Origin of the sequence: Bacillus sp. FSL M7-0003 (assembly GCF_038628485.1) — a bacterium.
GTDB classification, from domain to species: domain Bacteria; phylum Bacillota; class Bacilli; order Bacillales; family Bacillaceae; genus Bacillus; species Bacillus safensis.
In genome coordinates this window covers 1,956,451-1,969,748 of the sequence record NZ_CP152024.1, presented here as the reverse complement: position 1 = coordinate 1,969,748, position 13,298 = coordinate 1,956,451, and the positions used below count along the sequence as shown (strand labels likewise).

Genomic DNA, 13,298 nt, shown 5'->3' with positions numbered 1-13,298 from the left:
TTTTTTTGCAGGCGGATCATGTCATAATAAGTTGTTACCAAAACTGTAGAGGTGATCATATGTCGTCAGCTCATGAGCTTGCAGCCGCCTATCAATCTTTATGGAAAAATCGTCAGCTTGATGTTGATGATATGTCTTCTTTACACGAGGCCATATGTGATGATTTACTTGATGCACGAACACATCCGCGGGCAAGGAAATCATTACACCAAAAGTATGTGCTTGCTGTGGAGAGAATTTTAGAAAGTGAGCTTAAGCATGATCATCAGCTGCAGCTGATCAGCTTACATACGAAAAAGCTGCGAGAATTAATTCAAAATGAAGGAAGGAACCACTCATGAAACCAATTCAAACGGAAGATGTCACAGCACATCTTGAATCGTTTTTAAATCGTCCAGTCTTCGTTCATCTTGAAACGACAACTGGTTCTTATTCAGCTCATGTAAATGAACAAAATATGACGGTTGTTGCGTATATCCGCAACGCGAAAGTCGTCTATTCACAGGCGAAAATAAAAGGACAAGGTCCATACCGTGTTGGAATGAAAACAGAAGATGGCTGGATTTACGCAGAAGGATTAACCGATTATGTGTTTGATGACCAAGGCCGCCTGCTATTAGCTGGACACTTGCCAGACGGCAAACTAGCGATCTCATTACAAATTAGTGAAACACCATTTCAGGTGTAGAAGAAAGGGTGACAAGTCATGAACGAACATGTACTAGTGATGCTGCCTCACCCCGATGATGAATCCTTTGGGGTTGCTGGTCTCATTGCACAAAGCAGAAAACGTGGAATTCCCGTCACATATGCATGCGGGACACTTGGGGAAATGGGCAGAAATATGGGAAGCCCAACATATGCTAACCGTGAAACACTTCCTGAATTAAGAAAACAGGAACTAATCAATGCCTGCAAAGAAATGGATATCACAGACTTACGTATGCTTGGACTGCGTGATAAAACATTGGAATTTGAAGACGACGAGTATTTGGCAGATGTGATGGAAACCATCATTGATGAAGTCAAACCTACACTCATTGTGACGTTTTATCCAGGACACGGTGTACATCCTGATCATGATGCGACAGGTGAAGCTGTGATTCGTGCTCTATACCGCAAGAAAAAAGAAGACCGTCCTGTCACATACTGCATGGCCATTACGAAGAATAGAGAAGAAGTGCTTGGACATGCGGATATTGTGATTGATATTACAGATGTGGCAGATATCAAATTAAATGCACTGAGAGCGCATAGAACGCAAACAGAGGGCATGCTGAGAGAGCTTGAACAAAAGCTGAAAAACAAAGAACCAGTTGTCCAAAAATGGTTTGATGAAGAAATTTTTTGGACGTATCAATGGAATGACTAAACAAAAAAGCAGCTGATCTATGTCAGCTGCTTTTTTGTGTTGTATTTAGTGATTCGATACATACCTGAGTTGACGTTTTTGAATCAATCTGAGACGGATAAAGAGGACGATGGCGCCTGCGGCAAGCCCGGCAATCAGTCCGATCCAATAACCAAACGCCCCAAAGGAGGTATATGTGCCAATGAGATAACCGGCAGGAAGACCGATGACCCAGTAAGAGACAAAAGCAGCAATCAGCGTATAATTCACATCTTTATAGCCGCGCAGAGCCCCTTGAATGGGTGCAGCAATCGCATCTGACAGCTGGAAAAAGATCGCGTAAATCAAAAAGTGCTGTGTCATTTGTAAAACAGCTGATTCAGCTGTATATAAACCAGCGATCTCTGGTCTGAATAGCAAGATGAGGGCCGCCGTACATAATGAGAATAATACCGCCGTTCCAATGCCGATATAGCTGTAGCTTTGCGCGTCTTTATACCTCTTAGCCCCCGCTTCAAACCCAACAACGATCGTTAATGCCATTGAGATACTAAGCGGTAAAATATAAAGAATAGAAGCAAAGTTCATCGCTGCTTGGTGACTGGCGATAGTAATGGTATCAAAGTGCCCCATTAATAGCGTCACTGCTGCAAAGATACTCGTTTCAAAAAAGATCGCAAACCCGATAGGAAGGCCAATTTTCAGTATTTGCCCTATACGGGAGATATTCATTCGAGGCAGTTTTTGAAACAAACGAAATGAGGCAAATGGTTCTGCTTTAATGACAATACAAATACTCATGATGAAAATCGCCCAGTACGTCATTGCAGATGCAAGACCGGCACCCGCGCCCCCAAGCTTTGGAAAGCCAAAATTCCCAAAAATCAATACGTAATTTAAAACAAAGTTAATAGGAAGTGCTGTGAGCGTGATGAACATTGTCACACGTGTTTTCCCTAATGCATCAATAAATGACCTTAGCACCGAATAACCAAACAGCGGAATGATGCCAAAAGCAAGAAAGCTGAGAAAATGCCGGGCAATATCCTCTACAGAGTGCTCGAGTCCAAGTCCTCCTAGTATGTAAGGAACGCTGATCGTACCAATGACAATCACAGCGATACTTAAAAGAAAGGATAAATAAATCGCCTGAAAGACAGCCCGGGGAACATCATCTTTATGCCCAGCGCCCATCAGCTGAGCCACAATCGGAGTAACGGCCATCAAAATCCCGGCAAGTCCCGTATAAACAGGTGTCCAAATACTAGAACCGATTGCAACACCCGCAAGGTCTTCTGCACTCACTTTTCCAGACATCACCGTATCTAAAAAGGTAATAAGCGAAAGACCTGCTTGGGTGATTAAAATCGGAATCAAAATGGTTAAAAATAGTGTCAGCTTTGCTCGAATGCTATTCGTTTCTCTCATCATAAGTTCCTCTCTGAACAGAAATAACGAGAGGAATTATATCATGCTATGTAAAAAAATCAATTCTCCGTCGGATTATTTTTCTTAGATGGCTTCGTTTTTTTAAACATTTGGGCATAAATAAAAGAAAGACTGACAACACCTAAAATGCTGCAAGCATATTGGATGATTTTCTGAATGGTCATATTAAGCTCACCTCCATACAAATAGAATGTGCACAATTTGCTATTTTATAACAACAAGCGAAAGAAGGAGGGAAAAGATCAGATGATCCATCGGACGAACGAAGAAGTGATATTTAAAGCCGGGATGAGAACACATTTAATGAACATTATGAAGGATGCTAGTGACATCATTGATTCTCTTGATGAAACAGAGCAGTGTTTACTTTGTGATCTCGAAGCATTGCATGATCAGTTTAATGAAATGCATGCAGAGGCCTCGTCGTTTTATCTACAAGCGTATATGGAAGAATTCACACCAGGATTTGCTCAATTTTCTTTAGCCATTGAGAATTTATCAAAACAAAAGCATGGAGCACTCATTGTGATCCAAAGACGCGATGAGGTTGAGGATTTTATTCAAAAAGGGACAAACCTTCATGCGAAAATTAGCGCTTCCTTAATAGAAAGCATTTTCTACCCGGGAAATCCACTGCATGACGGTGCTCTTTTAGTCAAAGAAAATACACTTGTTTCTGCTGCAAATGTGCTGCCGCTTACATCGAAAAAAGTGAGTCCTTCGCTTGGCACAAGGCACAGGGCAGCGATCGGACTCTCTGGTATGACAGATGCACTTGTTCTTGTCGTATCAGAAGAAACGGGAAAAATGTCGTTTGCGAAAGAAGGCGTGCTTTACCCGCTTACCGTAAAAGATCCGGAAATAAGAAAATAAAAACGAACGCTGCATTCTTCATTCGGAAGGATGCTTTTTTATTTGCGGAGAAAAATCGACCAATTAAGTAAAAAGTCATTTGATACAGAAAAATTTGTCATGTAGAATAGAACTATGAAACTAGCAGTGTGCTTGTTTTGACAAATTTCTAAACGTCAACTTAAAAATTCCTTAAAAAATGTTTATAAATACAACAAACAGCCGATAGAAACGATATGGCTTTGTTTTTTAGCATTTTGAGTTGGCTGCTTTAGCCTATTTGTTATTGCCCAACGTCTTCATGTCGAGTAATATAATAGAAATAAAGATAAAATAGTGCAAGAGAAGCAGAACCATTAAATGCTAAACTCAAAAACTAGTACATACGTCTTAATGGACAAAATCACGAAAGGCGGAGATTCCTCTATGAAGAAAAAAGTAGTAACCGGCCTCACAGTTTCAGCGATCGCTGGCTCAGCTGTGTTTGCTGCACCGGCAGAAGCACAGACGATCAAGGTGAAAAGCGGTGACTCACTTTGGAAGATTGCCGAACAGTACAATACAACTATTTCGGAGCTTCAATCTCTTAATCAATTAAAAACGACAATGATTTTTGCAGGGCAAAGCTTAAAAATTCCTGGTGAAAAAAGCAAGAAATCCAGTTCATCAACAGGGTCAAAAGCAAAGAAATCAAGTGCTTCAACGACTTCCAGCTATACTGTAAAGCTTGGCGATTCTTTATGGCTGATTGCAAAAAATCATAAAATGTCAGTTGCAAGCTTAAAGAGCCTAAACAGCTTAAACAGCGACTTGATTCGTCCTGGTCAAAAGCTAAAGGTATCTGGCAGCACGAAGACGAGCGGAAGCCAGTCATCAAATTCAAACTCATCTTCAAATTCCAGCTCAAGCAACAAGACAACGAACTCAAATAGTTCATCATCTTCAAGTACATACAAGGTTAAATTAGGGGATTCACTTTGGAAAATTGCGAATTCGCTAAATATGTCGATTGGTGAAATCAAAACATTGAACGGACTAAAATCTGATATGATTTATCCGAATCAAGTATTGAAAGTAAAAGGAACGGCTGCATCAAAACCAAGTCAGTCAAAACCTACTACACCAAGCAATTCAAACAGTAACCAGTCTTCTAGCGGGAAAACAACCTCTTATACTGTAAAATCAGGCGATTCGTTATGGAAAATTGCGAATCAATTCAAAGTACAGGTTCAATCAATCCGCACAGCCAACAACTTAAAAAGTGATGTGCTTAGAATTGGACAAGTATTAAAAATTAATGGTGCAGCTTCCGGCTCAACTGGATCGAATGGCTCTACGTCTAACGGTTCAACAAAGCCAGTCGACAATAACAAAAATGATGTACCAATGAATGCAAAGATCACGACAATGATTCAAGAGGGGAAAAAGCTGACAGGCGTTCCTTACAGATGGGGCGGTAATACACCAGCAGGATTTGACTGCAGCGGCTTTGTTTACTATCTTATTAACAAAGTTTCATCTGTATCCAGATTAAGCACAGCTGGCTACTGGAATATGATGACTCCTGTAAGCACACCACAAGTTGGAGATTTTGTTTATTTTACAACGTACAAAGCAGGCCCTTCTCATATGGGACTATACCTTGGCGGAGGAGATTTCCTTCATGCAAGTGACAATGGAGTAGGGATCTCGAACTTAAGCAACCCATATTGGAAAAAAGCCTACTTAGGTGCAAAACGTTTCTTCTAAAAAAAGCCGATTTTCGGCTTTTTTTGTTTGCCCGCTGCTGTGATTGTCCATACTGATAACAAAAGGGGGCAGTCATAAATGAAAAAGTCAGTGTGGATGATCATGATATGTTTGGTCTTTGCTGCGTCAGCATGTCATGCACCGCCGAAAAAAGAAACGACAGAAGAAACAAGCGAAGTTTCAGCACCTAAACAATCACCAGTCACGACGTCACTCATAAACGAAAGCGGGCAAAAAATAGGAAGCATTGAAATAAGAGAGTCCTCAGAAAATGGGCTGGATCTGCATGTGAAAGCGAAAGGGCTGCCGCCAGGTCCCCACGGTTTTCATATTCATGAAACAGGAATATGTGAAACGCCAGATTTTGAAACGGCAGGAGCTCACTTTAATCCAACCCATAGAGAGCATGGTTTTGACAATCCAAAGGGGCACCATGCTGGAGATATGCCTAATTTAGAGGTAGGGGCAGATGGACAAATTGATGTGGTTGTGAACGTACCAGATGTGACGTTAAAGGGAGGCCAGAATCAATTAATCGATCAAAATGGGCGAAGCTTTATCATTCATGCAGAAGCAGATGATTATTTAAGTAATCCTTCTGGAAACTCAGGGAAACGCATCGCTTGCGGATCGATCACAAAAGAAATGGTAAAATAACAGAAGTCTAACCTTTATGTATTGAGTGCATAAAGGTTTTTTTAGTATACTTGGTGAGGAAAATGATCGAAGAGAGGAATTAATCATACATGTTTAACGAACAATCACTCCCAGAAGAAATTCAAGCAATGATTGAAGCAAAAGCAAAAGTGCTGGAAGAAGAATTTCGTCCACTTATTGGAACAGGCGGCTATGAATCACAGGATACTTCTATTATTCAAGATGCCATGATTGCATTAGCACTAGGAAAAAACGTTCTTTTAAAGGGGCCGACCGGCTCAGGTAAAACAAAACTAGCAGAAACATTATCCGCTTTTTTTCAGCAGCCGATGCACAGTGTGAACTGCTCGGTTGATCTTGATGCTGAAAGCTTGATTGGCTATAAAACCATTCACAATGATGGTCAGGTGGCTTCGATTGAATTCATTGAAGGGCCTGTGACAAAAGCAATGAAAAAAGGCCATCTTTTATATATTGATGAAATCAACATGGCGAAGCCAGAAACACTTCCTATTTTAAATGGTGTACTCGACTACAGAAAAATGATGACAAACCCATTTACAGGTGAGGTTGTTCGAGCAGAAGAAGGCTTTGGCGTCATTGCGGCAATCAATGAAGGATATGTCGGCACAGTACCTCTAAATGAAGCGTTAAAAAACCGTTTTGTTGTCATTGACGTTCCATATATCGGCGGCGGTATCCTGAAAGATGTACTGCAATCTCAATCTGTTTTAAAGGATGAGCGGTTAATTGATCAATTCGTTCAGCTCTCATCAGACCTCATTACACAAGCTCATAACGGACAGGTGAGTGAAGAAGCAGCATCCATCCGCGCACTCCTGGATACTTGTGATCTTGCGCAGTACATCCCGCCGCTTCGTGCCGTTGAACGAGGCATTGTTGAAAAGCTGGAAGATGACCGGGAAAAAGCAGCGGTAAGAAATATCGCTCAAACATTATTCGAGTGAGGTTCTGACTTTTGAAATTCATCAAATTTAATGACAGCAGAATCGATTCATTTTTATTTATGGAATTAACGGATTTAGCCAAAACGTTAGCAAAAAGTGATGATGTCGAGCTTGAATACGGTGTACAGTCCTACTATGAACCGTTTGAAAAGAAAATTTTCATCAGTCATTTTTGGGATGATCGTAAACAAGAAGATATGCTAGCAGGGCTGAAAAGTGATGTGTTCCTTCGTGCAGTAGGCACGGTTTATAGTGATCTTACGGTATTTCAGGAGATCATTCGCTTTGCTCATACATTATCCATTCCTGATGTATGTAAACAATTGTTTATGCTGTTTGAAGATATCCGGATTGAAGAGCGGATTAAACATGACCGCCCAGGAACAAAAAAGGTATTTAAACGAAGAAGAGAGCTATACCGGCGTCACTTTAAGACACAATTAACGATTAACCAAGAACGAAGTATTTTAACAGATGCACTCTTTTGTGCGATTTATGTGAAGCTGACTGCTGATTCTCCGCTCGAAGAGATTCCGCTTCTTCACGAGCAGATCAACCCGATGATTCCGTTTATTGAGTCAAGTCTTGAACGTGTGTATGATGCGGGTTCAACAGCAGACATCGCAGCTATTGTCAAAGAATTGATGGAAGGCTTCGATGAACTCCTTGAAAAGGATATGCTGAATACGTACTTTTTCTTCCCTGAATTGGACTATGAACAAGCGGCAAAAGAACCGCTGTTCCATGACTTAAAAAGAAAACCTACATTAAGTGAGGACATTAAAGTCGACCGAGAAAAAGAAGGCGATGAAGACATTCACCAAGAGTATATGGAAGTGTGGCATCGAGAAACCGAAGCGCCATCCAAAAGCTTCCTTCAATTTGATTTAGAGCACGGCGGAAAAAGTGATCTTGGTAAGGATGCGGCAAGAGAAGGTGATGACGGAGATCAGGCACTTGGAACTGTCCAAGGCTCTGCAAAGCAAACACACCGAAAAGATTATTCAAAGCTTGAAGCGCTGGAAGAGGCTGAAGGTGAAGAAAGCGGAGCAGATGGTTATGAGAATGGAAAAGAAAACAAATATGCTTTTCCAGTCATGATTTCACCAGATCCTCCTAAGCCAGAACAAATCGATGTATACAAGCAGCATGCGAAGGAAATTGAGCCTTATCAGAAACGCTTAAAACAAATGATCCAAAAAACACTTGAACATAAAAAATCATGGCCTAAAACAGACCTTCATGCAGGACGTCTCAGTAAAAAGCTGATTCGCTACTTTACAGAGTCTAACCCGCGTCTTTTCTATAAAAAACAGGCACCGTCTTCTCAGATTGATGCTGTTTTCACCTTATTAGTAGACTGTTCAGCGAGCATGTTTGACAAGATGGATGAGACGAAAAAAGGCATTGTTCTCTTTCATGAAGCGTTAAAATCCGTGCAAGTCCCACATCAAATTGTTGGGTTTTGGGAAGATACAAACGACGCAACAGAAACAAGCCAGCCAAACTACTTCAACACAGTTGTGTCGTTTAAAGATTCTCTATTTGACGCAGGGCCTTCTATTATGTCTCTTGAGCCAGAAGAGGATAACCGGGATGGCTATGCGATTCGCCAAATGACAAAGATGATTTTAAAGAGAAGAGAAGAACAAAAGTTTCTGATTGTCTTTTCAGACGGAGAGCCAGCTGCGTTCAGCTACGAACAAAATGGGATTGTCGATACGCATGAAGCAGTTCTTGAAGCGAGGAAAAAGGGCATTGAGGTGATCAATGTGTTTTTATCCAATTCGCCGATAGAAGAAGCGCAGATGAAAACCATTCAAGATATGTACGGCAAGTTCAGCATTTTTGTACCAGATGTCGATACATTGCCAGATGTTTTATATCCATTACTGAAGAAACTGCTGCATAAAAGCATTGGGGCATAAGCTTTTGCCCCTTTCTTCAAATTATTTTTCGGAATGATTTAAATTTTTTGTTTTTCTGTGAATTTTTTATCTTTAATTGAACAAAGAATGTAGAAAGTAATCCAAAACAGTGGTAGAATATTATTGGAAGCGTTTTATTACATAAATTTGGTCATTGTGTTCTGGAAGTTATATCGAGATAGTGTTCAATCACTTGATGATCAAAGTTGGGGGTAGTGTTCAAAATGTTTCAAAATGATGTGAAACAACCGTTGAGTTGGGAAGAATTTCATGGTCCGAACCTCGGCTATGTGCTCGAGCTCTACGATCAGTATGTCCAGGATCCTACTAGTGTTGATGAAGATCTAAGAGGCATATTTGATGAACTTGGTGCACCACCGAGTGAAATGAAGGAGGAAATTGGGAAAAAAGAAAATAGCATAGTTACTTCTGAACAAATCCAAAAGATAGCATCAGTCGTTAAACTGGCAGAAGACATCAGAACGTATGGCCATTTAAATGCTTCCGTCAATCCTCTTCGCAAAGAAAAGGAATTACAAGAGCTGTTTCCTTTAAAGGAGTACGGTTTAACAGAAGAAGATGTCAAGAATATTCCGATATCTATTATTAGTCCGGATGCACCAAAACACATTTCAAACGGCATAGAAGCCATTAACCATTTGAGAAATACGTATAAACGTACCATTTCATTTGAGTTTGATCACGTGCATGACTTCGAAGAGCGAAACTGGCTCTCAAAATCAATCGAATCTGGTGAACTATTTAAGAAAAAACCAGCAGATAAACTAGTTTCTGTATTCAAGAGATTAACAGAAGTTGAGCAGTTCGAGCAGTTTCTTCATAAAACATTTGTTGGGCAAAAGCGCTTCTCTATAGAAGGTTTAGACGCACTTGTCCCAGTACTTGATGAAATTATTTCAGAGTCTGTTACACAAGGGACTTCAAATATTAACATTGGAATGGCACACAGAGGCCGTTTAAATGTATTAGCACATGTGTTAGGAAAGCCATATGAGATCATTTTCTCAGAATTCCAGCATGCGCCAAATAAAGAGCTCGTTCCATCAGAAGGCTCTATTGGCATCAGCTACGGATGGACAGGGGATGTTAAGTACCATCTTGGAGCTGACCGTCAAATTAAAGACGAAGATACAAAGAGTGCGAGAGTCACGCTTGCTAATAACCCAAGTCACTTGGAGTTCATTGATCCAATCATTGAAGGAAGCACGCGTGCCGCTCAGGAATCACGTACTCAAAAAGGCTACCCAGTTCAAGACGTTGAAAAAGCGTTAGCCATCTTAATTCATGGGGATGCAGCATTCCCTGGAGAAGGAATTGTGGCAGAAACATTAAATTTAAGCCAACTTGTAGGCTATCAAGTGGGCGGAACCATCCATATTATTGCCAATAATATGATCGGGTTTACAACAGAAAGCAATGAATCCCGCTCGACGAAATATGCGAGTGACCTTGCAAAAGGATTTGAGATCCCTATTGTTCACGTCAATGCAGATGATCCAGAAGCGTGTTTAGCGGCTGTTCAGCTAGCAGTAGAATACCGCAAACGCTTCAAGAAGGATTTCCTGATTGACTTGATCGGTTACCGCAGATACGGTCATAACGAAATGGATGAGCCTTCTACAACTCAGCCAATGCTGTACGATGCGGTCAGAAAGCACAAAACGGTCAAGAATATCTTTGCAGATAAACTTGTCTCAGAAGGTCTTTTGACAAAAGAGCAGCGTGAAGAAATCGAGCAGGCTGTGACGGCAAAAATAGAAGAAGCTTATAAAAAGGTGCCTTCAAAGAAAGAGCATACGATTCAAGAAATCGAACTGCCAGAGCCTGTATCAAACGGCTTCCCAGCAGTGGATACATCAGTAGAATTTGATGTATTGCGAAAGCTGAATGAAGAATTGATCAGCTGGCCGAATGATTTCCAAGTATTTGGTAAGCTGAAGCGGATCCTTGAAAAACGTGCAAAAGTGTTTACAGATGACCGTAAAGTAGAATGGTCACTTGGGGAAGCACTCGCATTTGCATCTATATTAAAAGACGGTACGCCAATTCGAATGACCGGACAGGATTCAGAGCGTGGTACTTTTGCTCAAAGAAACCTTGTTCTTCACGACAGTCAAACGGGAGATGAATTTATTGCTCTTCATGAACTAAGTGATGCGAATGCTTCGTTTACAGTTCATAACAGTCCACTGTCAGAAGGCTCAGTCATCGGGTTTGAATATGGTTATAATGTCTATTCTCCTGAAACGTTAGTGATTTGGGAAGCTCAATTCGGAGACTTCGCAAATGCGGCTCAAGTGTATTTCGATCAATTTATCTCAGCTGGCCGTGCAAAATGGGGACAAAAATCAGGTTTAGTCATGCTGCTGCCGCATGGATATGAAGGACAAGGTCCTGAGCATTCAAGTGGAAGAACAGAGCGTTTCCTGCAATCAGCTGCTGAGAATAACTGGACAGTTGCGAACCTGACAAGTGCAGCGCAATATTTCCATATTCTTAGAAGACAGGCGAAAATGCTGCTTCGTGAAGAGATTCGTCCGCTTGTCATTATGACACCGAAGAGTCTGCTTCGTAACCCGAACACATTGTCTGAAGTCCAGGAATTAACAGATGGACAGTTCCGTCCAGTTCTTGAACAGCCAGGTCTTGTACATGATCACGAAAAAGTATCGCGTCTCGTGCTATCTAGCGGGAAGGTATCCATTGATATTAGTGATCGTTTTACTCAAATGGAAGAGCCGAAGGATTGGCTTCACGTTGCAAGAGTGGAACAGCTATATCCGTTCCCAGCCAAAGATATTAAAGGAATTTTAACAAAGCTGACAAACTTAGAAGAAATCGTATGGGTGCAAGAAGAACCGCAAAATATGGGAGCTTGGGGATACATTGAGCCATATTTACGTGAAATTGCGCCTGAAAAAGTAAAAGTACGTTACATCGGCCGAAGAAGACGTTCAAGTACGGCTGAGGGTGATCCAACTGTGCATAAAAAAGAACAAGAACGAATTGTATCTGATAGCTTGACTCGCAAAAACTAAGGGGGAAATGAAAAATGGCGGAAATTAAAGTACCTGAATTAGCGGAATCAATCTCGGAAGGAACGATTGCTCAATGGCTAAAGCAGCCGGGCGATTATGTGGAGCAGGGGGAGTACCTGCTAGAACTTGAAACAGATAAAGTCAATGTCGAACTGACTGCTGAAGAATCTGGTGTATTAAAAGAAGTGCTGAAAGATTCTGGTGACACTGTACAAGTTGGAGAGGTCATCGGAACGATTGCAGCAGGTGAAGCTGGCGGAAGCGAGTCCGCAGCTCCAGCACCTGAGCAAGCTTCTGCACCAGCTTCGAAAGAAGAACCGGCAGCTGCTCAAAAAGAAGAAGCAGTGAAAGAAGAGCCGAAAGCTGGTAATGGCAGAACCATCGCTTCTCCTGCAGCTAGAAAATTAGCGAGAGAGAAGGGGTTAGACTTATCTGAGATTCCAACCGTAGATCCGCTGGGCAGGGTACGAAAGCAGGATGTCGCTTCTTATCAAAAGAATGAAGCACCTGCAAGTGCACCGAAAGCCGCGCCAAAAGCAAATGCTGCGGTGCAAACTGAACAACCAGGAAAGCCTATTGAACGTGAAAGAATGTCACGCCGCAGACAAACAATTGCAAAACGTTTAGTTGAAGTTCAACAAACGGCTGCGATGCTGACGACATTTAATGAAGTCGATATGACAGCAGTAATGGATTTAAGAAAGCGTCGTAAAGATGCCTTCCTAGAACAAAATGATGTCAAGCTTGGCTTCATGTCCTTCTTTACAAAAGCAGTTGTAGCAGCACTGAAGAAATATCCGCTGCTTAACGCAGAAATTCAAGGTGATGAGCTTGTCTTGAAGAAATTCTATGACATCGGCATCGCTGTTGCTGCAAACGAAGGACTTGTCGTACCGGTTGTCCGTGATGCAGACAGATTGTCATTTGCGGGGATTGAAAAAGAAATTGGTCATCTTGCGAAAAAAGCAAGAGATAACAAATTGTCTCTTAATGAGTTACAAGGTGGATCATTCACGATCACAAACGGCGGAACATTTGGTTCTCTGCTTTCAACTCCGATTTTAAACAGCCCGCAAGTTGGAATTTTAGGGATGCATAAAATTCAGCTTCGTCCGGTAGCGATTGATGAAGAACGTTTTGAAAACCGTCCGATGATGTATTTAGCTCTTTCTTACGACCACCGCATTGTCGATGGTAAAGAAGCAGTTGGATTCCTCGTTACGATTAAAAATCTGCTTGAAGATCCTGAGCAGCTATTACTTGAAGGATAATCTTCAATTATAAA

12 protein-coding genes are annotated in these 13,298 nt (G+C 41.4%); 10 read left to right on the top strand and 2 right to left on the bottom strand.

What is annotated here, in order from left to right; all coding sequences use genetic code 11:
• Nucleotides 1-59 precede the first annotated feature (59 nt).
• The 3 genes from MHI23_RS09865 to bshB2 are packed head-to-tail and all read left to right on the top strand — an operon-like array spanning nucleotide 60 to nucleotide 1,372.
• Nucleotides 60-341 (top strand): hypothetical protein, encoded by a 282-nt coding sequence (locus tag MHI23_RS09865; protein ID WP_024428326.1) that lies wholly within the window; start codon nucleotides 60-62, stop codon nucleotides 339-341.
• Nucleotides 338-688, top strand: a complete 351-nt coding sequence (locus MHI23_RS09860; RefSeq protein ID WP_008359999.1) for a YojF family protein — start codon at nucleotides 338-340, stop codon at nucleotides 686-688. Before MHI23_RS09865 ends, MHI23_RS09860 begins: the two co-directional genes overlap by 4 nt.
• 18 nt (nucleotides 689-706) lie before the next feature.
• On the top strand, nucleotides 707-1,372 hold the full coding sequence (bshB2, locus tag MHI23_RS09855; protein WP_024422693.1) for a bacillithiol biosynthesis deacetylase BshB2: 666 nt from the start codon (nucleotides 707-709) through the stop codon (nucleotides 1,370-1,372).
• Between the two features lie 45 nt (nucleotides 1,373-1,417).
• Here bshB2 and MHI23_RS09850 read toward each other — a convergent pair whose 3' ends face one another.
• Nucleotides 1,418-2,779, bottom strand: coding sequence for an MATE family efflux transporter (locus MHI23_RS09850; protein WP_125587062.1), 1,362 nt, complete (start codon nucleotides 2,777-2,779; stop codon nucleotides 1,418-1,420).
• A gap of 59 nt (nucleotides 2,780-2,838) precedes the next feature.
• Complete coding sequence (locus MHI23_RS09845) at nucleotides 2,839-2,964, bottom strand: hypothetical protein (protein ID WP_008359993.1); 126 nt, start codon at nucleotides 2,962-2,964, stop codon at nucleotides 2,839-2,841.
• 82 nt (nucleotides 2,965-3,046) lie between these two features.
• Here MHI23_RS09845 and cdaS point away from each other — a divergent pair, with 82 nt between their 5' ends.
• The 7 genes from cdaS (at nucleotide 3,047) to odhB (ending at nucleotide 13,284) form a co-directional block, all read left to right on the top strand.
• Nucleotides 3,047-3,673 (top strand): sporulation-specific diadenylate cyclase CdaS, encoded by a 627-nt coding sequence (gene cdaS / locus MHI23_RS09840; protein WP_024422691.1) that lies wholly within the window; start codon nucleotides 3,047-3,049, stop codon nucleotides 3,671-3,673.
• A 405-nt stretch (nucleotides 3,674-4,078) separates the two neighbouring features.
• Nucleotides 4,079-5,401: a peptidoglycan endopeptidase gene (locus MHI23_RS09835; RefSeq protein ID WP_024428330.1), complete on the top strand. Its 1,323-nt coding sequence runs from the start codon at nucleotides 4,079-4,081 to the stop codon at nucleotides 5,399-5,401.
• Nucleotides 5,402-5,479: 78 nt separating this feature from the next.
• Nucleotides 5,480-6,058: a superoxide dismutase family protein gene (locus MHI23_RS09830; RefSeq protein WP_171464326.1), complete on the top strand. Its 579-nt coding sequence runs from the start codon at nucleotides 5,480-5,482 to the stop codon at nucleotides 6,056-6,058.
• An 89-nt stretch (nucleotides 6,059-6,147) separates the two neighbouring features.
• Nucleotides 6,148-7,026 (top strand): MoxR family ATPase, encoded by an 879-nt coding sequence (locus MHI23_RS09825; protein WP_024428332.1) that lies wholly within the window; start codon nucleotides 6,148-6,150, stop codon nucleotides 7,024-7,026.
• An 11-nt stretch (nucleotides 7,027-7,037) separates the two neighbouring features.
• Nucleotides 7,038-8,954, top strand: coding sequence for a VWA domain-containing protein (locus MHI23_RS09820; protein WP_224426666.1), 1,917 nt, complete (start codon nucleotides 7,038-7,040; stop codon nucleotides 8,952-8,954).
• Nucleotides 8,955-9,178: 224 nt separating this feature from the next.
• Nucleotides 9,179-12,013: a 2-oxoglutarate dehydrogenase E1 component gene (gene sucA / locus MHI23_RS09815; protein ID WP_024428334.1), complete on the top strand. Its 2,835-nt coding sequence runs from the start codon at nucleotides 9,179-9,181 to the stop codon at nucleotides 12,011-12,013.
• A gap of 14 nt (nucleotides 12,014-12,027) precedes the next feature.
• The gene (gene odhB / locus MHI23_RS09810; protein WP_024422686.1) at nucleotides 12,028-13,284 is read left to right on the top strand and encodes a 2-oxoglutarate dehydrogenase complex dihydrolipoyllysine-residue succinyltransferase; all 1,257 of its coding nucleotides are present in this window, start codon (nucleotides 12,028-12,030) and stop codon (nucleotides 13,282-13,284) included.
• Nucleotides 13,285-13,298: the final 14 nt, after the last annotated feature.

Coding starts and splice junctions, on each gene's coding strand:
- MHI23_RS09835 (WP_024428330.1), top strand. CDS start 4,079: ATGAAGAAAAAAGTAGTAACCGGCCTCACAGTTTCAGCGATCGCTGGC.
- MHI23_RS09865 (WP_024428326.1), top strand. CDS start 60: ATGTCGTCAGCTCATGAGCTTGCAGCCGCCTATCAATCTTTATGGAAA.
- MHI23_RS09850 (WP_125587062.1), bottom strand. CDS start 2,779: ATGAGAGAAACGAATAGCATTCGAGCAAAGCTGACACTATTTTTAACC.
- MHI23_RS09845 (WP_008359993.1), bottom strand. CDS start 2,964: ATGACCATTCAGAAAATCATCCAATATGCTTGCAGCATTTTAGGTGTT.
- cdaS (WP_024422691.1), top strand. CDS start 3,047: ATGATCCATCGGACGAACGAAGAAGTGATATTTAAAGCCGGGATGAGA.
- bshB2 (WP_024422693.1), top strand. CDS start 707: ATGAACGAACATGTACTAGTGATGCTGCCTCACCCCGATGATGAATCC.
- MHI23_RS09825 (WP_024428332.1), top strand. CDS start 6,148: ATGTTTAACGAACAATCACTCCCAGAAGAAATTCAAGCAATGATTGAA.
- MHI23_RS09830 (WP_171464326.1), top strand. CDS start 5,480: ATGAAAAAGTCAGTGTGGATGATCATGATATGTTTGGTCTTTGCTGCG.
- odhB (WP_024422686.1), top strand. CDS start 12,028: ATGGCGGAAATTAAAGTACCTGAATTAGCGGAATCAATCTCGGAAGGA.
- MHI23_RS09860 (WP_008359999.1), top strand. CDS start 338: ATGAAACCAATTCAAACGGAAGATGTCACAGCACATCTTGAATCGTTT.
- sucA (WP_024428334.1), top strand. CDS start 9,179: ATGTTTCAAAATGATGTGAAACAACCGTTGAGTTGGGAAGAATTTCAT.